Raw genomic sequence first — 25,012 nt, 5'->3', positions numbered from 1 at the left:
CGACCGAGGAGCGAGAACGCCCATGAATTTCAAGCAAGGCATTGCCCTGATGTCGTCCCTTCTTGCCTTTGGCCTGGGAGCCGAGGCCGGTGCCGTCTGTGTCCAGACGGGTGCGAGCCAGGCGGACCGGGACCTCTGGAACACCCACGGCTGCTGGCAGGACTTCTTCCTGTGGCAGTACCAGGCCTATGGCCTGAAGTCCGGGGACTGGAGCAACCGTGGCTGGAGTGAAGCCTGCAACGTGTCGCTCGAATTCCCCAAGCACTGGAACGCGTCCTACCTGCTGACGTACGGCATGTTGGACAACTTCGCCCAGTCGTTCCACGGCACCGAGGACTACCGGGGCACGGCGGAGGCGCGCAGCAGCAACTTCCACGACAGCCTCTACCACGGCATCACCGACCGCACGGATGTCTTTGGCACCTTCACCCCCCGGTTCTGGCCGTGGGATACGGACAAGGTGGAGACCGCGTGCCCGCTCTACAACCCGAACGGCAGCAACTCCAACCCGGCCTCCCGCGCGGGTGACTACATGCACGAGGGCTGGCACGCCAACTTCGACAAGTACAACATCAACAATGGCAATACCGGTGGTCACCGGCCCGGGCCCCAGGGCTCCTGCACCATCAACGGCTGCGACTACTTCTACTTCCATGGCATCAGCAAGTATGCCTTTGGCGCCATGTGGGAGAACAACGGGACGGCCAGCCGCTTCCACTCGCCCAACCAGGTGCAGGTGGAGTTCCTCTGCGACGTGTCGGACCAGTCGCAGTGGTGGATTCCGTTGAGTGTGCGGCAGACGGCCGCGGCGGATGCCAACAGCCGCGCCGTGTCGCGCTTCATCAACGGCCCGGGGTATAGCTGCGGCAGCCCCCGTCCCTGGTAGACGCGAGGAACCCCGATGGCGCATTCGGAGCGTGAAGCCATGACGTCGTTTCGGATGCGCCTGTCCCCGGCCCTGTGTCTGCTCGCGCTGGTCTGCTGTTCCAGTCCCCAGCAGGGCGGGGCGGGGGAGCAGGGCACCTGGGAGTCCCTGAAGGCGGGGGCTGGCCCTGGCGCCGGCCTCCAACTGGCGACCGCCTTCGACGGGCAGGGGGTCCTGCTCTGGGGTGGGCTGGGGGGCTGTACCGTCAACGGGGTCTGCGGGGATGGGGCCCGGTTCGACGTGGCGGCCCGGAGTTGGAGCCCGCTGTCGTCGCTGAAGGCTCCCGCCGCGCGCACGTTGCACACGGCGGTGTGGACCGGCCAGCGGATGCTCGTCTGGGGCGGCGTGGGCTGTGGCGAGCGGCCCCAGCTTCCCTGCGGGGATGGGGCGGCCTACGCGCCGGACACGGACACCTGGAGCGCGCTTCCCACCCAGGGCGCGCCCTCCGCGCGCGGCTGGCACACGGCGGCGTGGACGGGGCAGGGGATGCTGGTGTGGGGCGGAGAGGAGCCCCAGCAGGCCCGCGTGCTGGGGGATGGGGCCCGGTATGACGTGGAGACCGGGACGTGGACGCCCCTGTCCGGCACCGGAGCACCTGTGGCACGTCGCTATCACTCCGCGGTGTGGACGGGGCAGGAGTGGCTTGTCTGGGGCGGCAGTGGCGGTGCGGCTGTAGATGTGGCGTTGCGGGATGGCGCGGCGTACTCGCCCGCGACGGACACCTGGCGGCCGCTGGCTTCGGCGGGGGCTCCCGAGGCCCGCTGGGCGCACACGGCGGTGTGGACCGGCACGGAGATGCTTGTCTTTGGCGGGCTGGGCTGCGGCGGCGACGGGCCGCGCTACTGCGAAGGCGGGGCCCGGTATGATCCCCGGCGTGATGCGTGGTCGCCCCTGTCGACGAAGGGGGCTCCCTCGCCCCGCACCGGGCATGTCGCGGTATGGACCGGGACGCGGATGCTCGTCTGGGGTGGCGCCGCCGCGAAGTGCGGCAACGGTGGCTCGGGCGCCTGCGCGGACGGCGCGGTGTATGACCCCGCCAGCGACACCTGGACGCCGCTGCGCACCGAGGGCGCGCCCTCCGCGCGGTCGGGGCACGCGGGCGTGTGGACGGGTCAATCCCTGTTCATCTGGGGCGGCCTGGGAGGCGCCGGGGCGGAGGTCGCCTTGTCGGATGGCGCCCTGCTGGTGCCCTGAGCGTGGCGCCGCCCATTTGATTCCTAACGCGGACCGTAGACAGGCAGGTCCGCGCCTGCCTCAAAGGCTCCCAGGTCCGGCGCCTGACCGGCGAAGCCCTCGTTGATGTTCGGCAGAGGCTGGCCCGCGTTCACCGCCGCCGAATCCGCGCGGATCCGCAGGTCGGGCTTCGCGTAGAGCGTCAGTGGCGCGGCGGGATACGCCACGGTGTTCGCGAACACCGTGAGGTCCACCTGCACGGCGTGCTGTTCGCTCGTGCCAGTGCGCAGGGTCTGGAGGTTGCTGAACGTGGTGGCGCCCAGGCGGCCCGTGACGGTGTCCGTTGTGGAGCCCACGCCGTCATGGTCGAGGCTGGAGCTTGCGACGTCCAGGTCGGGGACATGCAACACCCGTCCGGTGCCGCTGCTGTACCCGTTGAAGGTGCCTCCGGGTCCTCCCAGGAAGAGGTTGTTGCGCGCGTAGAGGTTCGCCACCGGGCGCCCGGCATAGATTCCGAACGCGTCGCCGTGCTTCACCACCGTGTTGTGCAGGAGCACGTCCCCGGTGCTGCCCCGGTAGAGTTTGAAGGCCACGTGCACCGCGTTGTAGATGGCGTTGCGGACGAAGTACGTGGGCCCGCCCAGCCCCGGCTGCGATGACACCGCGATGAAGTTGTTCGTCAGCCGGTTGCGGACGATGCGGCAGTTGTGGAAGCAGAAGTCCGCTTCGATGCCGTCATCCGCGTTGCCGGTCAGGTCATTGTTCAGGATGTCGATGCTGAACTGATCCACGGCTTCATCGTCCTCCAGGAGGGAGATGCCATCCCGGAACCCCGTCACGCGGTTGTGCAGGATGACGTGCCCCGGACCGTTGACCGCGATGCCCTCACCCAGGTTGTCCCCGCTGGCTCCGAGCGACGCCTCCACCCACTGCGTCAGGCCCGTCACCACATTGTCCGCGATGTATGCATTCTCCGCGCGGGTGAAGGTCACGATGCCGTCGCCGCCGTAGGTGCTGCTGGCGTTGATGGTGCAACGCTGGATGACCATGTGCTTCGAGCCGTTGAACCGGATGCGCCCGTTGACGGTGAGCCCCTCCAGGTGGACGTAGGCCTGGGCGAAGAGGTTGATGGCACCATTGATCACCACCCCGGCGGTCCCCCTCAGGACGATGGGCTTTCCTTCGGTGCCGCTGCGGGACCAATCAAAGCCAACATAGGTCCCCGCGCCCAGTTGGAGGATGTCCCCGGGCTGCGCGCTCGCGGCGACGCTGGCGAACGTGGCGGGCGTCACCGCCTTGATGGGAGCGCTTGCCATGGGGACGGGCAACGGACGCGTGGTGGCGTTCGTGGTGCGCGTGGTCGTCCCGCCGTCGGGGTCCGTGAGCGTCAGCTCCAACTCGTAGGTCGTTCCCGGCTGGAGGTCGAACACGCTGCCGGAATGACGGTTCGTCCAACTGAAGCCCTCGTTGCTGCCCGCGGCCACGCGGCGCAGCGGGAGAGCCTCGCGCCAGACGTTGGTGCCCCCGACCCGATAGCGGACCGTCACCACGCCATTGGCGTTGGCATCCCCGCTGAACGCCCACTCCACGGTCAGGTGGTGCAGCGTCGGGAAGGGCAGGCTCGTCGCGCCGGCCACCGTGGCATCGGGTCCGCCGCCTCCTCCCGCGTCGCCGCCTCCTCCCGCGTCGCTGCTTCCGCCATCGGTGACGTTGCCTCCATCCACCGGGTCCACGTCGTCCGGGGGATCGTCAGAGCAGGCCGCCGACGTCAGCAATCCAAGAACACAGGCCCAACGCGAGAATGAAGAGGTCATGGGGGTTTCCTTCAGCCAACCTTGGTCCGGCGCGGTACATGAGGGCAACGACCTGGGCGATTGTCCATGAACTCCCCAGATGGCTGACCGCGAGCTGTGATTTCGTGTTGAATGCGCCTCGTGCCCCCAAACCGACTCGACGCCCTGGGTGAAGCGACGACCCTCCTGGAGGTCCGAACACGCCTGGGGTCGCATCCGCGTGCGTCGGAACTCGATGTCTTCGAGCAGTCCCCCGGTGCCGTGCGGCTCCTCGACGCGGGCCTCGACGCTCCGGAAGGACTCGAAACAGGGGACGGTCCCTACGTCGTCCTCATTGAGGGCCCGCTCAGGACGACAGGCCACCTGCACCTGTGGACGGACGACTATCTGCCCGGCCTCGTGGTCGTCCGGGGCGACCTGGAAGCGCGGACCCTCTCGTTCGGTAACGGGGCGCGGGTCTTCGTCGAAGGCTCGGTGCGCGTCGAAGGGGAGCTCTTCGGCCAGTATGGGGACCGCAACGCCACCCTCGTGGCCTCGGGCGAAATCCGGGCGAGGGCGACCTTCCTGGCGACGACCGCCGGGATGTACGCCGAGGGCGGTGTCCAATCCCTGGTCTATGCACCGCTGGGCATTTGGGAATCACTCGCGCCAGACATCGAGAACGAAGGGGTCGGGGATGGAGTCCACAGCTTCAACCCGTCGGTGCTGGATGCCTATGGTGACCTTGACTTCCGCCGGGCCATCGTGGCCGCGCGTGAAGGGCGGCCCCTGTTCCTGCCCGGCGTCGAAGAGCGCTTTCCATCCCGACTGACACACCGCGCGACCCGGTAGCGCTCATCCCGTCCTGGCCCGTCCGTCTCGCGGTAGGCTGCGCCCATGTCCTATCAACGCCCCCCGGTGAAGGCCCCGCGTCTGTCAGGCGTGGCCCTCAAGGCCTTCGTCAACACCCTGGAGCGCGGCGGCGTCGGGCCCGCGCTGGTGGAGAAGTTGTTGCGGGACAGTGGCATCGACGCCTGGCGTGAGCTGTCCGCCGGAGATGCTCCGCCCATCCAATATCCGCTGCCTCCCGGTGCCCCGCCCACGGAATCGCAGACGTCGGAAGAACAGGCCGCGCGCGCTGTCGCCGCGTCCTCCCTGGAGCCGAAGCGGGAGACGGTCGCGGCCTTCGTGCGGGCCTACCGTGACGGCGGGACGGACCCTGTCACCGTCGTTCGAAAGCTCCACGAGGCCATCGAGCGCCTGGACGGCGGCGCGGACCGCCTGGGCCTCTTCATCGCGCGCAAGCCGGACGAGGTGCTGCGGGCCGCGGAGGCTGCGGCGGAGCGGCTGCGCGCGGGCCGGCCCTTGAGCGTGCTCGACGGCGTGCCCGTCGTCCTGAAGGACGAGGTGGACCTGGCCGGCTTCCCCACGACGCTGGGCACGACGTTCCGCAACGAGGTGGTGCCCGCCGACTCGACGGTGGCCGCGCGCCTGAAGGCCGCGGGTGCCCTCATCCTGGGCAAGGCCAACATGAATGAGATTGGCATCAACCCCATCGGGTTGAACCCTCACCACGGCGCCGCGCGCAACCCATGGAACCGGGGCCACATCACTGGCGGAAGCTCCAGCGCCTCGGGCGCCGTCGTGGCGGCGGGCCTGTGTCCGCTGAGCATTGGCGCCGACGGCGGCGGCTCCATCCGGATCCCCGCCGCGCTCTGCGGCATCGTCGGCCTCAAGGCCACGTGGGGCCGCATCCCGGAGACGGGCGTGCCCCCGCTGTGCTGGAACGTGGCGCACGTCGGGCCCATGGGCCTCACCGTCGACGACGTGGCGGCGATGTATGCGATTCTCTCCGGGCCGGACGGGCAGGACGTCGTCGCGCGGCAGCAACCCGCGCACCACCTGTCGGGCTACGAGGACGGCGCGCTGAAGGGCATCCGCCTGGGGCTCTGCACGCCCTACTTCGAGGATGCCGACCCGGACGTGGTGGCCCGGTGCCGGGAGTCGGTGCGGGCGCTCACCGACGCGGGGGCCACGGTGGTGGAGATTCCACCGCCCGACCTCAACACGATCCTCTGGACGCACAGCTGCATCATCCTGAGTGAGATGACGGAAGCGATGCTTCCCCAGTTGAAGGCGCGCGCGTCGGTGTTCGGCCTCGACTCGCGCACCAACCTGGCGCTCGGGCGTCGCTTCCGGGCCACCGACTTCGTCCATGCGCTGCGGCACCGGCACCGGATGACCCGCGAGCTGCTGTCCCTCATGGCGGGCGTGGATGTCATCATCACCCCGACGACGGCCACCACCGCTCCTGCGATTCCGGAATCCACGCTTCCCGACGGCGAGTCGAACCTGCCGGTGGTGGACGCGCTCATGCGCTTCATCCGCCTGGCGAACCTCACGGGTTGCCCCGCCCTGTCGGTGCCGGCGGGCTTCGACCGCGCGGGCCTTCCGGTGGGCGTGCACCTCATGGGGCGGCCGTTTGAAGAGCACCTGCTGTTGCGCCTGGGGCGCGTGGTGGAGCGCGCGGCGGAGCGACGCACGCCCGCGGTCCATGTGCGCGTCCTGAGCTGACGGCGCGGGCCCTCCCTGAACGTCGGGCCCTCCACACCCTGGGCTGGGCGTGGTGTCGCGGCCGAGCGGAAGCGCCCGCGCGGGGACCGCATTTGTTACCCTCGTCTTCGTCCCGCCAGGGTGGCGCGGACAGGAGGTGACACCGGGATGGATTCAACCGACGCGCGCATGGAGCGGCTGGAAGCCCGCATCCGGCGGTTGCAGGGACTCTCCTTCTCCGCGCTCGCCCTGGCCGTCCTCGGCCTGGGCGCCGCGGCCCTCCGAAGCCCGGCGCCCCAGGCCGGAGAAGTCGTCGCTTCCCGGTGGGTGCTCCAGGATGCGCAGGGCCGCACCCGCGCCACGCTGGACACCGACAAGGATGGCGCCGCGTCCCTGGTCCTTCGCGACAGCGCGGGCCGGCCCCGGGCGCTGCTGGGCGTGGGCTCGGATGACTCGCCCCGCCTCCGCTTCTCCACGGCGCAGGGTGAGTCGCTGGCCGAACTCATGGTGTTCTCGGACGAGGCCCCCCGCCTGTCATTGTCCAAGCCCGGCGGCGTGGACCTGTTCTCCGTGGGGCTCCAGGTGGATGGTTCGTCGCGGCTGGAGCTGGCGGATGAGCATGGGCGGCCCCGCGCCATCCTGGGCGCGGACGAGCACGGCATGCCCGGCTTGCGGCTGGTGGATCGCCGGGGGCAGACACGGGCGTCCCTGCGCGTGGGCAGCTCGGACGTGGGGAGCCTGGTGCTGGAAGGCAGCGACGGCGAGGTGTTCCGCGCCCCAGTCGTGCAGTGAGCTGGAGCTGAGCGGCGGGTGCCTGCCCTGTTTCGCACCCGCCCGCCTCGTCCTCAATCCCAGCCACGAAGCTGGACGCGCACGCGCCGCAGCAGGAACTCCCATTCCTGGCGCTTGATGGTCGCCATCACCCGGCCGCCCACGATGGTGAGCCCGGTGAGCGTCATCACCAGGAAGCCGATGCGGTGGTCACGCAGCCCCGCGTCGAGCAGGTTGGCCACCACGTCCAGCGTGAGGAACAGCGTGCCCAGCGCCAGATAGGCGCGGATCTGCAGGGCCATTCCCAGCGCCACGCCCAGCAGGCACACGGCGCCGAAGACGAGCGCATACGTCCCATCCTCCGACTCGCCCATCCGCATCGCCAGCTTCGCCGCCGCCGGCACGTACAGCAGCAGTCCCCCGAGGATGCGCACCGCGTTGCGGGCCGCCTGGGGCAGGCTGGACGTGAAGAGCTGTCCCATCATCAGGAACAGCAGGCCGAGCGGGGCCAGGTACACCTCCAGGCCCTCCAGGCCGAAGGCGAGCGCGGCGATGAGCAGCGCCAGATTGCAGGCGGCCGCCGCGAACGCGCCGAACATCCGGCTGCGCTCCACCGCGCCGAGCGCCGCGTACAGCAGGCCGGAGCCGCCCGCGAGCAGGGCCACCTCGCCCGTCGCGTCCCCGGGCAGCACCAGCGCCATGCCAATGGGCAGCAGCGCCGCGAACCGCCGCGTCGCGCGCTCCACGGGGTGCACGCCCGCCCTGCGCGCCAGCACCGTCACGCCCACCAGCACGAAGCCCAGGCACAGCGCGAAGAGCGCATCGTGTTCGGCTCGCAGGCCCTGCGCGTACAGGCCGCGCACCAGCGCGTAGACGCCCACCACCGACACCTGCACGAAGTACACGTGGCGTCCCGTGTGCTCGCGCCACGCGCAGTGCAGGGACACTCCGACCGCCAGCCCGATGGCCGCGAGCGCCAGGGGCAGCGCCTCCTCCGGCGCCCGGCCCTTCACGGCGACGATGGCGAGCAGCACCCCGGTCGCCACGAGCCAGAGGTCGCGCCCCCAGCCCATTCCGCTCGCGACGTCGCCCCTGCGCCGCGCCGTGGCGCGCTGAGCGATGTGCAGCGCGAGGGCACTGCCCGCGGCGGCCAGGGCCAGCGCCGCTCCGGAGACCGTGAAGAGGCTCCGGTAGCCCGGCACCCGACCGGATCCGCTCGCCTCCATCACGAGGCCGGTCATCAGCGCGCAGAGGACCGCGCTGCCCATCAGCACCGTCGCGGCGCTGGCGACGAAGCCCGCGAGCGCGCCCCGCCATTGGAACGCCGCCACCATCGCCGTCACGGCGATGAGCGCGAGCGTCACGGCGTAGGCCGGGGAGCCCATCCACGTCCCACCCAGGCCCAGGAGCATCCGCCACAGGAGGCCGGGGACGGCCAGCGTCGGCCACGTCTCTCCCGTCACGGCCAGCGCGTACGCCGTCGCCGCCAGGAGGTAGGGCAGCGCGGACAACTGCGTGCGCAGCCGCGTCTGGCTTGCGTCAACGCCCCTCCGCCGCGCGACCCACGGACCGAGCGTCACCACCGCGAGCCCCAGCAGCGCGAGCGTGGGACCGGGCCACGCCTCGAAGAAGGAGGCCCGGTGGGCCTGGGCATGGACGAGCAGGAGGAGGCCGAGGCCCAGGACGACGCGCCCTGCCTTGCGGGCACCGCCGCTGAACAGCACGGCCCCCGTGGCGAAGGCGAGCCCCGCGGACGGGAGGCCGGGCTGGAAGAACGCCGCCGCCGCCACGAGCGCCACGGCCGTGAGGGACCATTGGCGCAGGACCTGGAGGAAGGGCTCGGGGAGGTCCTGGGCGGTGGGCCAGAGGAGGCGACGCACGAAGGCGCGCGCCGCGCCCATGCCCGCCACCGCGATGGCGGCCCCGGCGTAGACGAGCCCGGCGGCGGCGATGCCCGCGAACGCGCGCTGCCAGGAGAAGAAGAGCGTGTCCCCGGGGGCAAGCCAGGTCGCGGGCTGGAGCCAGTCCAACTCATAGGGCCCCATGAGCTGCACGGGATGGGCGAGCACCCATTGTCCGTCGGGCGGTCGCAGCGCCATCAGCGGCGAGCCGAGCAGGCCCTTCTGCGCGGCCCAGAGCGCGGCGCCGGGCAGCCCCAACAGGAGGCCCAGGTGGGCCAGGGGCCGTGAACGGAAGGACGCCGCGAGCAACAGCCACAGCAACGCCGGGCCCAGCACCAGCAGCGGAGGCACCACGCCGAGCGCGAAGGACGGATCCGGCATCCCCACCACCAGGGCGGAGCGCATCAGGACGATGGCCAGCGCGGCCACGCCCACGTGGGGCACCGCATGGTAGAGCGGCCCGTGCCGGGGGTTCTCCAGGCGCCGTCCGAGCCACGGACCGAAGCGCCGCGTCGCCAGCGCGAGCAGCCACAGGGCGATGCCGATGAGCGGTATGCGCCAGGCACTCACGTCGGGCGAAAGCGGGCGGCCCGCGCGGTTGATGACCGCGGTGAGCGCGATGAAGGCTCCGCCCGTGGCGAGCGTCACCACCGAGCCGCGCAAGGCCAGCGCCACGAAGCCGCGCGACACGAACGCCAGGAGCGCGACGGCCGTGAGCAGCCCTCCCGCGAGCAGGAAATCGGGTCGCTCGGCGCTGACGGGCGCGGGGATCCAGTTCAGGAGGGTGAGGGTCGCGAAGGCGACCTGCACGAGCGCCGCCGCCGCGAAGCCATCCGTGAAGAGCGGCCATCCCCGCGCTCGAAACGGCAGGGGGATGACGTCCACCAGCCGGCGGCCCTTCGGCACCGGGCCTTCACCCGCGACCGGGCCGCGCCCGCGCAGGGCCGCGAGGAGCGCGAAGCCGCATGCCAGCGCCGAGGCCACGAGGGCGGCGCGTGGCGAGGTGAAGTCGGAGACCGTGCCCAGGCCCTGCGTCACCGTGACCGCGAGCCCCATGGCCGCGATGAAGGACACCAGCCGGCTGCCCTCCCTGCGCACGCGCAGCAGCAACACCGCCGTGGCCAGCGCCGTGGGCGCGCAGGCGAGCAGCGTACCGGCCGGGCCCACGAACGCCGCGAGTGCCTCCGGCAGGGCAGGGGTGACGCCCAGGGCCAGCACCACCCCCAGCGCGGCCGCTCCCAGCGAGACATCCTCCAGGGGCTTGAGCGAATCGCTCCGGCCGGTGCTCCGCGCCCACGCGTCCTGCGCGAGGCCCGCGAGGCTGTAGAGCCCCGCCGCGAGCGCGAAGACGGCGAGGTTCGCCGTGTTCGACGCGAGCCACGGCGTCCCCTCGACGAGCGCGACCCCTCCGAAGAGCGCGGCCACGCCCCCCAGATAGTGGAGCCCTCGCCATCTCCAGCCTCCCGCGACATGTGCCGCGACCGCGATGAGCAGGCCCGTCAGCGCCTTCGGCCAGGGGTTGCTCGGCCCGCTGTCCCACGACAGCACCGCGACGGCGGGCATCGTCGCCAGGGCCACGACGACGCCCCAGGCGAGCAGCCGGATGCGCAGGCCACTGGCCACGGTGGTGCGCGCCACGAGCAACAGCGCCGAGGCCACGGCCGCGACCCCGAAGCACCACCATGTGGACTCCAGGGGGGCCTGCGTGCGCGCGAGCAGGGCCCCCGCGAGCATCGAGGCCATGACGCCCGGGTGCACCAGCGCCCGGCGTCGCGGCTCCAGCATGAAGAAGAGCAGCGCGGCCAGCACGGGCGCGCTCGCGGACGCGACCTCCACCAGGCCGTCGTCCCCTGGCATGACTGAGAATGCGCCCAGCGCCCCCGCGAGCGCGCCACTGGCCACCACCGCGTGCGCCAGCGTTTCGAGCACCGGGCCCGCGCGCGGATGGGCCTCCCGGACCGACTCCGTAGAGGCGGCCATCGCCACCACGGCCGCGAGCGCCACCGCCCAGAGCGTGAGGCCCGCGAACAGGGGGCTGCCCGGCTCCAGCGCATCGAACCCGGAGGGCGCGCTCGCCACCGCGAAGACCGCCAGACAGAGCGCGCCGTACAGCGCGGCACCCGCGTTGACGAACGGCGCCTTGCCTGTCGCCGCCCGCGCGCGCCACGCCGTGGCCCCGAGCGCCACCACGCCCGCGCAAGCGCACAGCGCCCGCGGCCACGGGGCCTCGTCCCACCCCATCAACGGAAGCCCCGCGAGGAGCGACGGGAACAGCGCCACCGCGAGCGACGCGGCGGACGCGCCATGCAACAGCCGTCCCGCGATCCTCAACGGAATGATACCGACGGCCGCGACCCCGAGCGCGACGGGGACGCCCACCACTGGCGCCAGGGCCACCAGCGACGACAGCGCGACGAACACCACCGGAAGCAACGCGAGACCGATGCCCGCCAGGACGCGCCCGGCCGACAGCGAGCGCCGCGACAGGAACGCTCCCAGCCCGATGAAGGCCGCGTGGTAGCCGAAGAGCGCGCCCGTGACGATGAGCTGCCGGGGCACGCCTCCGAGCGCCCGCCACGCCTCGCGGACCCCCATGAGCGAGCCGCCCAGCACCAGCACCGCGCCGAGAAACCACCAGATGTACTCGTGGAGGCGGGGAGCGCCCTCGCCCTCATCGAGCGCGACCATGGCCTCCAGCCCGTTCCCCAGCGAGCCCAGATGCCCCTGGGAGAACAGCGCCCGTCCCGACCCCAGCGCCGAGCCCAGGTCGTCCTCGCTGGAGTCCCGGGAGCCCACCGACGCACGCCTCCGCGCCTCCTGCTCCCGCTCCGCCTTCGCCGCCGAGTCCAGGGAGTGCGCGAGCGCAGCCACCCAACCCGGACGCCATCCCCCCGCGCGCCGGAACGACGTGGCGACATCCTCCGCCCAGGCCTCCGCGCGAACCGACGAGTCGACAGGGGGGGCCACTGGCGGCGCAGGCATCGGCTCGGACACCGACGTGGCTGCTTCCGGTGGCGCGTCCAGCGAGGCGTCGAGCCGCTGCGCCGTGACGGAGTCGAGCAACCCGTCGAACCGCCAGCGCTCGATGCGCCGACGCAACAGGATCCGCACGAAGTCTTCAAGAGGCTGCCCGGTGGCGGGCACGAGCGTGGCGCCACACTCAGGACACGGAGCTCCGGATTCAGTGGCGCGGAGTTCCGCACAGGCTGGGCAGATCATGGAGCGCCAGCATAGCGAGGGGCCCCCCACTTGGGATGGGCCCCTTGGTGACACTGTCACTGGCGATCGGGGCTCGCCAAGGCTGGCGCCGCCATCAACCCTGTGAGGGGGAGGGCCCCCGGTGTCGGCCTGTCTGACGCGCCGCGTCGATGGTGTCGGGCTTTCAGTCGCAGTAGTACGTCGGGGCCAGCGCGAGGACGTGCTGCTCCGCCACGGGGGACAGCGCGCGCAGGCGTGAGAGGAAGAGGGGCGCCTTCATCCCCATTCCGATGAACCCCCAGACATACGAACGCTCCTGGGACGCGTTCAGCTCCTGGCGTTCGGCGTCCGTGAACGTGCGTCCCACCGCCTTCTCCAGCGTCTGGAGATCCAACGCGAGCTGGGCGACCAGGGTCCCCCGCAGGGCCTGGAGCAGCTCGGAGTACTCGGCCAGGGCCGCCTCCAGGGTCTCCGGCTGCTGGGCGAGGATCTTCTGCGCCTCCAGGAAGTCGAGCCGGGTGTGCTGCGCCTCCTCCAGCCAGTGGTGCTTGAGCAGGTTGCAGAACAGCGGATCCAACGTCTCCGTCTTGTTGCTGCGGACCGTCTCCAGGTAGTGCTGCTGGGTCATCAGCTCCAGGTGCAGGTTGAAGATCAGCACCCCCAGGTGCGACTTCGCCATGATGGCTCGGGCCACCTCGACCTGGTTGTCGAGCAGCGCCGGGGCGACCTTGAACCCCCGGGCGAACACGCCGGTGTAGCGCGAGAAGAGCTGCTGGTGCTTGAGCTCCTCCTCGGTGAAGCGCAGGAGCGCGCGCATGTGGATCGCGTTCCCGTGGAGCTCCAGGCCGGCGCGCTGCGACGCCAGGGCCACGGCGTACTCCTCCAGGAACAGGAACAGGTGGGCATAGCTGTTGGAGCGGATCTGGTTGAGCAGCAGCCGCTCCTCGGCGTTCAAGAAGCCGATGGCCTCCGTCCCGGTCAGCGCATCGGAGAGGAATCTCCGGCTGAAATCGAGCTCGGTGTCCCGGGGCAACAACTCATCCAGACGCCAGGACACCTTCTCGGAACTCTGGATGCAGGACTGGTACTCCAGGGTTTGATTTTGCATTCGCGAATCAAACGGCCGTTGCCCGCTGCCCGTCAATCATTGGCGGGATGAAAGGCGTTGCGCAGGGAGTCAGCCGCCCTGGGGTCGCAGCGCCCCCACCCTCCGGATGCGCTGTGCCCCCTGCGCCGCGAGGGACTTCTTTTCCCCTGACGGACAATCCGCCAGGGAGCCGCCGACGGATGGAGAAACACTGCGACGTCATCCTCCTGGAGGCCTGCGACCGCGTGGGCGGCCGGGGGGCGACTGTGCGGGACCGGACGGATGACGTGCCCCTGGAGCTGGTCGCGGAGTTCGTCCACGGCAGTCCTCCCACCCTGCTGCGGGACTTCTCCGAACAGCACGACGGCGTGACGGTCTATCTGGAGCCGGGCGAGGCCGCGATCCGCGAGACGGCGACGCTGGAGGTCACCGTCCTGAACCTCCTGGACAACGACAGGGCGCTGGCGATCGGATTACGGCGAGTACGTCAAAAGCCTCTCCTGAGCCCAAATGCGATGGACACCGCCGCCGTGGCCGCGTTGATCCGTGAGACAGGCGCGGAGATCGTCATCAACGTGGCATCGCCCTTCGTGAACGGGGCGGTGCTCGAATGGAAACGCCTTCACCAATGCGCGGCCCGGGGCGTGACGGTGCTCCTCGGCGTGGGCTTCGACCCCGGCGTCGTGAATGTCTATGTCAGACTTGTCGAGGATGAATATCTCGATACGGTCGAGGGCTGGCGGTGGAACGCGATGTTCGAGGTCGCAAGCGAATGGGACCTGCCCGTCGTGGGAAGACAGAATGCCTACCTGTCAGGCCATGACGAGGTGCATTCCCTGTCCATGCACCATCCCGCGGCGGACGTGCGCTTCTGGATGGGTTTCAGTGACCATTTACAACGTCTCCGACCACCAGGAGGCCTGCGCGTCCATGGGCAGCCAGGGGATTTCCTACACCGCGGGCATCCCCCCGGTCGCCGCCGCCACGACTCGGTTTGCCTACACGGGTACGGGAGGGGGCGGAGGGTTGCCCCTTCACTCCGTGAAACATGATTATTCAGGTAAAACAGATTGAGGGCGGCGGGGAGTCTTCAGCGCCCTGACCTGTACAGTCTGGTTTGCAGCGAGGACCGCCCTACCTGTTGATTCTGGTTGTGCGTGAAAAGTTGGGTGGCATTGTTTCTGGGGCACATTGTTGGTACTGTTGGTTTCTGGATTCATTCCTCTTCCGTGGTGGTCGGCCCACCCCATGGCAATGGCTCACATTGTGAGGACGGGGGGTTCGTGTGTCTGTACTCCCGAAGGGTTGTGGTCCCCACCCATTGTCGCGCTGAGTTCCCATGGCTTCCGCTCGAAAGCGGCTGACCCGGAAGTTCCCCCCAGACAACCCCGTAGGTGAACCGGCTCCGCCTCGTGCGGGAGCGGTGCGCTGACGATGGGCCCGGGGGATATGACGTCGGATGCAACCGTGGAGTGGGAAAAGGTGCTGGGCATCTTTTCGGACGAGGCCGAGGGCCTGGTCGCCTCCATGGAGGAGAACCTCATCGCGCTGGAGGTGGCTCCCGCGGACTCGCTGCTCCAGGCCATCCTGCGAGGAGCGCACACGCTGAAGGGCGCCGCTGGCTCGCTCGGCTTCCAGGCGGTGACGGATTACACGCACGGAGTGGAGGACCTCCTCCAGGCGCTGATCGACCGGCGCGTCGCGGTGGACGAGGAGCGGGTGTCGCTCCTGCTGGGCGCCGTGGACCACCTGCGGGACTTGAGCCGGGCGTCGCTCGCCGGCGTGGATTCGCTGGGCGCGGTCCACCTGGCCCACCTGGCCCGGCTGAAACAGGGCGCCGGCCTTCACCCTGCTCCGGAAGGGGCCGCCGCCCCGGTCCCGGCCAGCCTTCCGCGCATCCCGGAGACCCCGGGAGGCAAGCGGGGGCGCTCGCGGATGGACCTGGAGCGCCTGGACCGCATCGTCACGCTCACCGCGGAGCTGTCCGTCGCACGGGGCCGGATGACGCAATTCCTGACCCGCGCGGAGGACTCGGGCGCGAGCTGGGATGATGCGCTGTCATTGCAGCGGGAGATGGATCCGCTCTTCGAGGAGCTCCAGGAAGAGGTGATGAAGGTCCGGATGGTCCCCGTGGGGCCGCTGTTCCGCCAGCACCTGCGCACCGTGCGCGACCTCGCTCGCTCCCAGAGCAAGCAGGCGCTGTTGGAATTGGAGGGCGAGGACGCCACCCTGGACACCGCGGTGCTGGACGCGCTGCGCGACCCGCTGCTCCACCTGCTGCGCAACGCGCTGGACCACGGCATCGAGTCCCCCGACGAACGCCGGGCCGCGGGCAAGGATCCCCGGGGCCACCTGCGGCTGCGGGCCTTCCATGACGCGGGCAGCGTCGTCGTGGAGCTGTCCGACGACGGCCGGGGCATCCAGCGCGAACGGGTGCGCGAGCGCGCCCGGGAGAAGGGGCTGGTGGCTGCCCCGGAGCGCCTGCGCGACGACGAGCTCTTGCGCCTCATCTTCGAGCCCGGCTTCTCCACCGCCGCGACGGTGACGGAGCTGTCTGGCCGTGGCGTGGGCATGGACGTGGTGCGCCGGGACATCGAAGCGCTGCGCGGCTCCGTGTCCATCCAGAGCCAGGAGGGCCGGGGCACCACCCTGACCCTGCGCCTGCCCCTCACGCTCGCCGTCATCCAAGGCTTCGCCATGGGCGTGGGCGACCAGGTGTACGTCGTCCCCATCGAGGGCGTGCAGGAGTGCATGGAGGTCCCCGCCGAGGAGCGCACCTCCGATGCGTCCGGCGTCCTGTCGCTGCGCGGCCAGCCGCTGCCATACCTGCGGCTGCGTCAGGTCTTCGACCTGGGCGGTAGCTCGTCGACCCGGGAGAACGTCGTCGTGCTGAAGCACCCGGATGGCATGGTCGGCCTGGCGGTGGATGAACTCCAGGGGGAGGGCCAGCGGGTCATCCGACCCCTGGGCAAGCTCTTCCAGGGCATCCCCGGCATCTCCGGCTCCACCATCCTGGGCGACGGGCGCGTGGGCCTGCTCCTGGACACACCCTCGCTGGTGCGCAGGGCCATCCACCGCGCCAGCGAACACCCTGAAGCCTCCCATTCCCCGCAGGACCTCCTTCCCCCTACCGACGCGCCTCGTGCGCCGTCTCGGCCGTCCCCCCTTCCGGAGTAACCATGTTCAACAACCTGAGCATCACGGCGAAGCTGGTGTTCGCCTTCAGCGCGATGGTCGCCATCATCATCGGCATCGTGGGGATGACCTACTCGACGCTGGTCAGGGTCGCCGCCTCCGCCACCGGCGACACCGAAAGTCAGCACATGATGATCGCCGTGCGCACGTTGGAGGGGGACATGGCCGACCTGGCGATGGGCCAGCGTGGCTTCCTCATCACCGGCGACGACAAGTTCCTGGAGCCCTACAACCAGGCGCGCCTGAGCGTGTCCCAGAACCTGGACCGCATCCGTGAACTCACGCAGCGCGACCGCCGCCAGCAGGATCGCCAGCAGGAGATCCGCGAACTGATGCAGCAGTGGGTGACCCAGCACCTGGAGCCCCTCATCGCGCAGCGCCGGGACGTCAGCGCGGGCCGCGGGGAGATGGCGCAGGTCATCTCGGTGGAGCAGGCCGCGCGCGGAAAGGAGACGTCCGACCGCGTCCGGATGTTGCTCTCGAAGCTGGCGGACGACGAGGAGGTCCTCCTCAAGGAGCGCACCACCCGGACCGCCGACATGGCGCAGGACCTGTACGACGTCATCATCATGGGGGGCGTCCTGGGGGTGGCGCTCGCGGGGCTGCTGTCCTTCCTGCTCACCCGCAGCATCGTGCAGCCGCTCACGGAGGCCGTGAAGGTGACGACGCAGGTCACCGCTGGCGACCTCACGGCGAACATCACCGCCCGGGGGACCGACGAGACGGGCCGGATGATGAGCGGCATGCGGGACATGATCCAGCGGCTGTCGGGTGTCATCAGCGAGGTGCGGGGCGCGGCGGGTTCGCTGTCCTCCGCGTCGCTCCAGGTGGCCTCCGCGGCGCAGGGCCTGTCGCAGGGCACCAGCTCCCAGGCCGCCTCCGTGGAGGAGACCACCGCCAGCCTGGAGCAGCTCAACGTCAGCATCCGCCAGAACTCGGAGAACAGCCGGGAGATGGAGCAGACGGCCCTGAAGGGCGCCCGGGACGCGGAGGAGAGTGGCCGCGCGGTGAAGGAGACCGTGGAGGCGATGAACGCCATCGCGGAGCGCATCTCCATCGTGGAGGAGATCGCCTACCAGACGAACCTGCTCGCGCTGAACGCCGCCGTGGAGGCCGCGCGCGCCGGGGAGCACGGCCGGGGCTTCTCCGTCGTCGCCACCGAAGTGCGCAAGCTGGCCGAGCGCAGCCAGAAGGCCGCGAAGGAGATTGGCGGGCTGGCCACCTCCAGCGTGAAGGTCGCCGAGCGCAGCGGCCAGTTGCTGTCCGACCTGGTGCCCGCCATCCGCCGCACGTCGGAGCTGGTGCAGCAGGTGACCAACGCCTCGCGTGAGCAGTCCATTGGCGTGTCGCAGATGAACCGCGCCATGACGCAGGTGGATCAGGTGACCCAGCGCAACGCCTCCGCCGCGGAGGAGCTGTCCTCCACCGCGGAAGAGATGGCCACCCAGGCGGAGTCCCTCCTGCAGATGATGACGTTCTTCCGGCTGGTGGAGGGCTTCGGCTTCAACGTGCCCTCCAACCCGACGCGGCCCATGGCCCACCGGATGCCGGCCTCGCCCGCGCGCGGACTGCAGGCGGCGGCGCAGGGAACGTTCGGCGCGTCGTCGCCCCAGGTCTCGGCCCTGTCCCGGCTCCAGAACGGCGCGGAGTCCCCGGCCCATCAGGACTTCCAGCGGTTCTAGGGAGACAGCCCACCATGAACCATCTCATCGAACCGGGCAGCGGCGGCCGGTCCAGCTACCTGAGCTTCATGCTCGCGGGCGAGGAATACGCCGTGGGCCTCCTGCGGGTGCGGGAGATCATCGAATACCGCCCTGTCACCCGCGTGCCGGGCATGCCCGTCGCCGTGCAGGGCGTCATCAACCTGCGCGGCAGCGTGGTGCCCGTCGTGGACCTGGCCGTGAAGTTCGGCCTGTCGCCCCGGCCCATCACCCGCTGGTCCTGCTTCGTCATCGTGGAGGTGGCGCTCGACGGTCAGCAGACGGTGCTGGGCTTGCTCTGCGACACGGTGCGCGAGGTGCTGGAATTGGGGCCCGACGACATCGAGCCCCCACCGGCCTTCGGCACCCGCGTGCGGCTGGAGTTCCTGCGGGGCATGGGCCGTCATGGCGACGCGTTCATCCTGCTCTTGGACCTGGACCGGTTGCTGTCATTGGAGGAACTGCTGCGGCTGACGACCGCCGCCGACGAGGCCCCGGCCTCCGTGCTCTCCACCGCGCCCCAGCCGGAATCACCGGGCCACGGGTGAGGGGATGAACGGGCATGAGCCATGGGCGCAGGCGCTGCCGCCTTCGCTGTCGCACTCGGAGCTGATGCTGTTCCAGCACCTGGTGGAGGCGGAGACGGGCATGCACCTGTCCATGGCGAAGAACGCGCTGGTGGCGAACCGGCTGTCCCGGCGGTTGCGGGAGCTGGGCCTGGATTCGTTCGCCGCGTACTACACGTACGTCACCTCGCGGGGGAACGAAGCGGAGAAGGTGCGGATGCTCGACAGCCTCTGCACCCACGAGACGTCCTTCTTCCGCGAGTCCCGCCACTTCGACCTGCTGCGCGACCACGTCTTCCCGGAGTGGAGCGCGCAGGGTACGCAGGGCCGGCGTCCCCGGAGCCTCCGCGTCTGGAGCGCCGGGTGCTCCACCGGCGAGGAGCCGTACTCGCTGGCGATGGCGTTGCTGGAGTCGTTCCCCCAGGACTCCGGCTGGCATCTGGAGATTGTCGCCACGGACCTGTCCACCTGGGCCGTGCGGCGCGCGGAGGAGGGGCTCTGGAACCTGGAGCGCTCCCGGACCATCCCGCCGCTCTTGCTGCGCAAGTACATGCTGCGCGGCGTGCGCAGTCAGGAAGGGCTGATGATGGCGGGCCCGGAAGTGCGGCAGTTGCTGCGCTTCGCCCGCGCGAACCTGCATGACCCGGCCACGTGGCCTGTCGGGAAGTTCGACATCATCTTCTGCCGCAACGTGCTCATCTACTTCGGCGCGGAGGCCCGCGTGCGGGTCATCCAGGGGCTGCTCCAGCGCCTGCCGGAGACGGGGTACTTCTTCCTCGGACACGCGGAGAGCCTCATCGGCATCACCGCGGCGGCCCGCTCCGTGAGCGCCAATGTCTACACGCCCCGCCCGGGCCCCGCGGAGCTGTCCCGCGAATGAGCAGGCTCAGCGCCCCCCGATGCGCTTCAGGAGGCTGTCGACCACCGAGGTGACCCGGAACTGGTCCATCCAGTCATCGAGTTCGCTCAAGCCCGTGAATGCGGAGAACCTTCGCAGCGTGTCGGCGGCCTGGAAGCCGGTTTGGAGGCCGAGCAGTTCGAACAGGTGCGGCCGGCCCCGCTGATACAGCGCCGCGTCCAGGCGCTTCCAGGGCTCCAGCTCCGCGGGCTCCATGAGCGGCCAGATGTCCGCGCGGGACGCCCGGGAGCCCACCCGGTCCAGGATGGCATTGGCGGCCCGGCGGCCCCCTTCACACGCGCCTTCCATGGTGGCCAGGTCCGTGTGGGTGCGCACGTAGTCCCCCGCGAGGCACAGGTTGGGAATCGCGCTGGCCGCTTCGGGGCGCACCTCCCAGGAGCGCGGCGGGTGGACGAGCAGCCGCGACGGGTTGGTCGGCGGCAGGCCGGCGCTGTAATCCAGGTCGGCGTCCAGATGGAACGAGTGCAGCAGTTCGTCCGTCAGGACCTGCTCCACGACATCTCCGCCGTTGAGCGCCGCCTTGAGCTGTCCCCAGACCTCGGTCTTGATCTCCTCGGGGGTGCAGTCCTTGGCGCGCTTCGGCACGAAGGTGCCCGGCGTGTCCCAGTCCGAGATGTCGATGGAGAGCAGCCCGCCGACCTGCCCGTCTCCGAACTGGGTGCGGAACAGTCCCAGCTCGCGCCAGAACTGCGGCTGCGAGATGGACGTCAGTGCCCAGGGGGAGTCCGGGTAGAAGGTGTGGCCACGGACCAGGGGCACGTCTTCGTAGAGGAAGAACTGGATCCCCACCATCCACGCCACCAGTTCCTCCACGTTCGACTGGCGCAGGCGCGCCAGCGCGGGGTCCAGCGCGGCGAGCTCCGGGGTGATGAGCGCGTGGGCCGCCTCGACGGGCACCGCGAGCACGTAGTGGTCGGCGGTGCGCGGCCCGCCCTGGTCGAAGCGGGCCCGGGAGATGCGTCCTTCGGACACGTCGAACCCGGTGAAGCGCACGCCCGCGTGGAACTGGACGCCCAGGCCGCGCAGGTGGGTGACCCAGGGGTCCAGCCACATCTGGCTCGTGGGCCCGCCCATCGTCCGGTCGTTGTTCACCCCGCTCGACGCGAAGTCGAGGATCAACTGCATGGAGATGGTGCCAATGGTTCGCGCCGAGCCTCGGCGTGGATCCATCGCGACCATCGTGCGTGGCACCGCGCGCAGCTGGCGCTGGAACTTCGGGGAGTAGCGGTCGCCCTGCGTGTAGTCCCACCACGACAGCCTGTCGTACTGTCCCAGCCGGCGCTCGTCGCTGGATGAGAGGAATTGGAGCATCTTGAGGCCGAACAGGCTGCCGTCGGACGGTTCGAAGTCGAGCTTCTGGAAGAACAGCTCCAGCGCCTCCAGGACGTCATAGGGCTTGTCGAGCCGCCGTCGCGAGAAGCGAAACCACGTGTCTTCATCAATCAGGGCGATGGCGCTCTCGGTGGTCGCCTTGAGGTGCTGGTCGACGGTCCGGCCCGGCGCGCCAGCGGCGGGAGTCCGCTGCATCTGATCAATCACGTGGCGGTAGAAGCGGGGGTAGAAGCGGAAGCCGTGCTCGCCAGGCAGCGCGCGTCGGTTCTCCGTGCCGGTGCCGGGCACCGGCTGGGAGCGGGCCTTGCCGCCCCAGGTCGCCCGTGAATCGAAGACATGGACCTTGAAGCCACGTTCGACCAGTTCGTGCGCGGCCGTGAGGCCTGCGATACCGCCACCTACGACGATGACATCCGGCATGCAGCACCCCTGTTCCCGCGGTTGGTGCCAACGATGAAGTCGCCCACCATCTTCGCGACGCGTTCGCGGCACCTCCATGCGGCCACGCCGCCACTGTCTCGCGGCATGCGGATGGCCTCCTGGACAGGACAGAAGGTGGCCCCCCGGGGCGATGGACGTGCCGCGGGAGCGGGTGCGAGCGCATCCGCTCCCACGGGCGCGGGGGCTACTTCACGCAGTGCAGTGCGGGGCCGGTGGGGTGTGCATCCCATTGGCCCACGCTGAGGTTCGCGATGGAGGAGTTGTTGGATGTGATGGCCTCCAGGCAGCTCACCGGCCACAGCCGTCCGTCATCCAGCCGGAAGGCGGCGGGGCGTCCGGGTGCGCCGTAGACGGGCGCTCCCGAGGCCATGGAGGCCCCGTAGGGGATGCGGTGGAACACGTCCGATGAGACGGCGATGGCGTTGCGCGACAGGTTCTGCGCGGGCGCGGCCAGCGCGAACTGGAGCCGCACCCCGCCGCGCGCCAGCGTGAGCGGCAGTCCCGTGGCCTGGAGGAGATAGCCCTCGTACACGCGGCCGTGCGGCACCTGGTCGCAGGTGCGCCCCGTGAGCAGGTCCACGCCGCCGTGGGCCAGGTTCCAGGTGTCGGGCCCACCGGGGCCCACCGAGCGGAGGATGTCCACCGGCACCGTGCCGCAGGTGGAGGAGGCCAGGGCGTGCTTGTCCGGGCGGGACACGATGGCCGGGCCTTCGGTCCACGTGCCGCTGATGTCGAACTGGTCCACCTGCTGGCTCAGCGCGCTGTTGAAGAGGAAGACGCGGGTGGCGCTGGAGGTGGGGCCGTCCACCGCGATGGCGAAGGTGTCATTGGCATCCATGTACTGCCAGTCCACGGAGAACGCGGCGAGCAGCGAGTGGTGCGTGTGGTTCGCCGCCGTCCTGGGCGCGAAGCCGGTGGCGGTGAGCTCCTCGACGCCCGTCTGGAAGGTGGGGTCCGACGAGCGCAGCACGAACTGGCCGCCGCCGTTGCCGTCCACGGCGTACCCGGTGGAGTCGGTGAAGATGAGGTGGAACTTCCCGTTGACGTGCGTGACGCTCGGCTGACCCGCGCCGTACTTGTTGGGCAGGGGGCGGTAGTCCCGCGCGGGCACGATGATGGGATTGCCGCCGTTGAGGCGCGTCCAGTTGAGGCCGTCCGGGCTGGAGGCCACGCCAATCATCGTGGTGCCGGTGCCGTCGCCGTAGCCGCCGTAATACATGTAGTACGTGGCGTCGACGCGGATGACGGACGGATCGCACACGTGGATGCCGTCGAACTGCGCGGCGTTGCCCGTGGGACGGAACACGGTGTTGTAGCTGTTGGCCACCGTGGAGCCCCGCGCATGCCACGGGCCGCTCAGTGAGTTCGCTTCGGCGTAGAGGATGTAGTCGCCCGCGATGCCGCCGCACCACCACATGCGGTAGACGCCGTCCTTCATCACGCTGGGCACGTAGTCATACGAGGTGCGCGAATACACCGGCGTGTTGCCACCGCGATAACCGGTGACGGTCGCCGCCCGGGCCACGGGTGACAGCAGTCCGCTCGTCACTACCGCCAGGGCGAGTAGCAACGTTGCACGTCTGGACACAGGGAGTCCTTTCCTTGGGCGAGGCAGGGCGCCTTCGCTGGAAAGGAGATCTATCAGGTAATGCTTGAATTTGTATGGAGGCGAGGGATGGAGTGGCCTATCAGGCGAATTCTTCCACTCCATCCATGGCAACCACCTGGAAAGGGGGGGGACGGGCGCCTGCAATCGAGCCTCTCGGGGGGCTTTTCCACCCGTCGCAAGCGCTCATGTGCGACCGCGTCGTGCCCCCTGGGCCCTCTTGTTTCACGGTTGGAGTATGTTCGTGGACTCAAAGCTGTAAACCGATGGGGGATGCCGGGTGAGCAAGGTCCAGCCAGTGGTGATTTGCGCCAGTCTCAATGCGAAGTGGGATCCGAAGGAACTCGCGAAGGCCCTGGAGAAAGCCGTCGGGGATGTCGACAAGGATGCCTTGCCGGTGGTGCTCGGTCCGGAGTTCCTGTTCGCCAGTTTCAACGATCAAACCCGGAAGATTGTCCCGGCGGCCTATAACGACCCACGGCTTGAACTGCTCGGTTGGCTCAAGAAGCTGTCAGGCAACGCGCTGGTCGTGCCGGGGACCATCGTGGAGAAGCGGCTTGCGCAGCACTACAACTACGCGCCCGTGTTCTGGCAGGACGACCTCCTCCTGGAGATCCATAAGGGGACGAAGGGCGGCAACACCGAAGAGGCGTGGGACAAGGCGGGTCTGGGGATGGGGGCGGAGCACCCTGACACGTTCCTGCTCAGCTACTTCGAATCCTCAGAGACCCGGTTTGGTGTCGAGATCTGCAACGACATCGGGAACATGGGTCAGTTCCTCTCGAAGAAGAGCCTGGGGGTCTGGCCCGAGGTCTATCTCATGCCCTCGTTCGGGATGGCTACGGATCACATCTACTATTGTGGTCCCAAGGTGTCGGGATACATGTCGGTCACCAGCAAGGGGCAGGTCGAATATCTGGGGAAGAAGTATGTGATTGACTTGGAGGAGGTCAAGGGGACCAACATGGATGCCTTCGCGCTGCACCGCATCAAGCCCGGGCTGGTGGTGCAGAGTGATGGGCCTCGCTGCAGGGTCGCCTGCAAGCATCCCCTGAGCCTGCGGTTCACGCTCGTCCCCCCGCTGGGGTCGATCCCCATCAAGTCAGCGGGGCTCATGCCGTTGGACAAGGAGTTCGCTACCGCCGTGCACCTCTTCCCTTCATTCGACCTGAACCCCCTCAAGCCCTTCTGGGCATGAGCTGCCCCTGGCGGGGGCGCAAACGCTCTTCGAGAGCTATCGTCCTGGCGGCGTCTTGCGCTCGGACCGCCTTTGCTTCGGCTTCGGGGATGGGGGCGTCCAACTGCAACCGGGTGCGCAGCTCCGTGGGCAGGGCCTCCGGGCCCTTCATCACCAGCTCGCGCACCTGGGCGCGGGGCAGGTTGGCAGCGACGATGGGCAGTTGCGCTTCGAGGCCCGCGTTGAACACCGGGGCGTACAGGCTGAAGGCGGGCCAGCCGCTGTTGGCCCAGTCCAAGGCCTGTGCCAGCGCTTCGGCGTCACCCGGGTTCTTTTTCAGTGACGCGGCCACCGTGGACCATTGGGTGACATCCAGCATCTCGAACGCGAGCGCCGGCCTCCGGCCCGCGTACGTCGTTGCTCGCACCAGCTCCGCCTGGAGTCGGTGGTGGTCCGGATGATCGTGCCGCTCTCCCAGGAGGACGTACTGCGTGGAGACCACCGCCTGGCCGAAGGTGGGCTCCGCGACGGGCGTCACCTTCGTGGACCCGCTGCTTACCCGGAACGCGATGGGCGCCTACGTCTCGAAGCGGTTCCCGGCCCGGGGCGCGGTGATGCAGTGCCGCGCGCTGACGGCCGCTGACGTCGGACCCTCCAGCACCTACGCCTGCGACTGAGGGCCCCCAGGCTCCCGGC

General features: G+C 69.7%; 18 protein-coding genes. 12 read left to right on the top strand and 6 right to left on the bottom strand.

Translation table 11 applies throughout. The features are described from left to right. Nucleotides 1–22 precede the first annotated feature (22 nt). Nucleotides 23–886 carry a hypothetical protein gene (locus OV208_RS33395; RefSeq protein WP_267577970.1) on the top strand — a complete coding sequence of 288 codons (864 nt, stop codon included), beginning with the start codon at nucleotides 23–25 and terminating at the stop codon, nucleotides 884–886. A 39-nt stretch (nucleotides 887–925) separates the two neighbouring features. Next, nucleotides 926–2,119, top strand: coding sequence for a Kelch repeat-containing protein (locus OV208_RS33390; RefSeq protein WP_267577969.1), 1,194 nt, complete (start codon nucleotides 926–928; stop codon nucleotides 2,117–2,119). Between the two features lie 23 nt (nucleotides 2,120–2,142). On the opposite strand, the gene OV208_RS33385 is transcribed toward OV208_RS33390, so the two are convergent. Continuing rightward, the gene (locus OV208_RS33385) at nucleotides 2,143–3,912 is read right to left on the bottom strand and encodes a right-handed parallel beta-helix repeat-containing protein (protein WP_267577968.1); all 1,770 of its coding nucleotides are present in this window, start codon (nucleotides 3,910–3,912) and stop codon (nucleotides 2,143–2,145) included. 120 nt (nucleotides 3,913–4,032) lie between these two features. On the opposite strand from OV208_RS33385, the gene OV208_RS33380 reads away from it, so the two are divergent. From OV208_RS33380 to OV208_RS33370, 3 genes are all read left to right on the top strand, one after another. Next, a complete protein-coding gene (locus OV208_RS33380; RefSeq protein WP_267577967.1) occupies nucleotides 4,033–4,722 on the top strand; it encodes a hypothetical protein in 690 nt (229 codons plus the stop codon). Nucleotides 4,723–4,767: 45 nt separating this feature from the next. Further along, the gene (locus tag OV208_RS33375; RefSeq protein WP_267577966.1) at nucleotides 4,768–6,444 is read left to right on the top strand and encodes an amidase; all 1,677 of its coding nucleotides are present in this window, start codon (nucleotides 4,768–4,770) and stop codon (nucleotides 6,442–6,444) included. A 147-nt stretch (nucleotides 6,445–6,591) separates the two neighbouring features. Beyond that, nucleotides 6,592–7,215, top strand: coding sequence for a hypothetical protein (locus OV208_RS33370; RefSeq protein WP_267577965.1), 624 nt, complete (start codon nucleotides 6,592–6,594; stop codon nucleotides 7,213–7,215). A gap of 53 nt (nucleotides 7,216–7,268) precedes the next feature. On the opposite strand, the gene OV208_RS33365 is transcribed toward OV208_RS33370, so the two are convergent. Both OV208_RS33365 and OV208_RS33360 read right to left on the bottom strand, forming a co-directional pair. Beyond that, nucleotides 7,269–12,206, bottom strand: a complete 4,938-nt coding sequence (locus OV208_RS33365; RefSeq protein WP_267577964.1) for a hypothetical protein — start codon at nucleotides 12,204–12,206, stop codon at nucleotides 7,269–7,271. Between the two features lie 271 nt (nucleotides 12,207–12,477). After that, complete coding sequence (locus OV208_RS33360; RefSeq protein ID WP_267577963.1) at nucleotides 12,478–13,401, bottom strand: hypothetical protein; 924 nt, start codon at nucleotides 13,399–13,401, stop codon at nucleotides 12,478–12,480. A gap of 179 nt (nucleotides 13,402–13,580) precedes the next feature. Between OV208_RS33360 and OV208_RS33355 the strand changes: the two genes are divergently transcribed. The 5 genes from OV208_RS33355 to OV208_RS33335 all read left to right on the top strand — a co-directional run bounded on the left by OV208_RS33355 (nucleotide 13,581) and on the right by OV208_RS33335 (nucleotide 19,721). Continuing rightward, nucleotides 13,581–14,432 (top strand): FAD-dependent oxidoreductase, encoded by an 852-nt coding sequence (locus OV208_RS33355; RefSeq protein WP_267577962.1) that lies wholly within the window; start codon nucleotides 13,581–13,583, stop codon nucleotides 14,430–14,432. 415 nt (nucleotides 14,433–14,847) lie between these two features. After that, complete coding sequence (locus OV208_RS33350) at nucleotides 14,848–16,557, top strand: chemotaxis protein CheA (protein WP_267577961.1); 1,710 nt, start codon at nucleotides 14,848–14,850, stop codon at nucleotides 16,555–16,557. A 2-nt stretch (nucleotides 16,558–16,559) separates the two neighbouring features. After that, nucleotides 16,560–18,257, top strand: a complete 1,698-nt coding sequence (locus OV208_RS33345) for a methyl-accepting chemotaxis protein (protein WP_267577960.1) — start codon at nucleotides 16,560–16,562, stop codon at nucleotides 18,255–18,257. Between the two features lie 14 nt (nucleotides 18,258–18,271). After that, complete coding sequence (locus OV208_RS33340) at nucleotides 18,272–18,823, top strand: chemotaxis protein CheW (protein WP_267577959.1); 552 nt, start codon at nucleotides 18,272–18,274, stop codon at nucleotides 18,821–18,823. A 4-nt stretch (nucleotides 18,824–18,827) separates the two neighbouring features. Then, on the top strand, nucleotides 18,828–19,721 hold the full coding sequence (locus OV208_RS33335; protein ID WP_267577958.1) for a CheR family methyltransferase: 894 nt from the start codon (nucleotides 18,828–18,830) through the stop codon (nucleotides 19,719–19,721). Between the two features lie 6 nt (nucleotides 19,722–19,727). Here OV208_RS33335 and OV208_RS33330 read toward each other — a convergent pair whose 3' ends face one another. Both OV208_RS33330 and OV208_RS33325 read right to left on the bottom strand, forming a co-directional pair. After that, nucleotides 19,728–21,512 carry a hydroxysqualene dehydroxylase gene (locus tag OV208_RS33330; protein WP_267577957.1) on the bottom strand — a complete coding sequence of 595 codons (1,785 nt, stop codon included), beginning with the start codon at nucleotides 21,510–21,512 and terminating at the stop codon, nucleotides 19,728–19,730. A gap of 205 nt (nucleotides 21,513–21,717) precedes the next feature. After that, a complete protein-coding gene (locus OV208_RS33325) occupies nucleotides 21,718–23,121 on the bottom strand; it encodes a hypothetical protein (protein WP_267577956.1) in 1,404 nt (467 codons plus the stop codon). Nucleotides 23,122–23,419: 298 nt separating this feature from the next. Between OV208_RS33325 and OV208_RS33320 the strand changes: the two genes are divergently transcribed. Next, nucleotides 23,420–24,337 carry a hypothetical protein gene (locus OV208_RS33320; RefSeq protein WP_267577955.1) on the top strand — a complete coding sequence of 306 codons (918 nt, stop codon included), beginning with the start codon at nucleotides 23,420–23,422 and terminating at the stop codon, nucleotides 24,335–24,337. Here the strand turns inward: OV208_RS33320 and OV208_RS33315 are convergent. Further along, entirely contained in the window at nucleotides 24,318–24,818 is a 501-nt protein-coding gene (locus tag OV208_RS33315; protein ID WP_267577954.1) for a ChaN family lipoprotein, read from the bottom strand. The genes OV208_RS33320 and OV208_RS33315 overlap by 20 nt on opposite strands. Here OV208_RS33315 and OV208_RS33310 point away from each other — a divergent pair. Further along, nucleotides 24,808–24,993 carry a hypothetical protein gene (locus OV208_RS33310; RefSeq protein WP_267577953.1) on the top strand — a complete coding sequence of 62 codons (186 nt, stop codon included), beginning with the start codon at nucleotides 24,808–24,810 and terminating at the stop codon, nucleotides 24,991–24,993. The two genes, OV208_RS33315 and OV208_RS33310, sit on opposite strands and share 11 nt — an antisense overlap. The last annotated feature ends 19 nt before the right edge of the window (nucleotides 24,994–25,012 follow it).

Source organism: Corallococcus sp. bb12-1 (assembly GCF_026626765.1).
Taxonomy (GTDB): Bacteria; Myxococcota; Myxococcia; order Myxococcales; family Myxococcaceae; genus Corallococcus; species Corallococcus terminator.
This window is presented reverse-complemented; position numbering and strand designations above follow the sequence as displayed.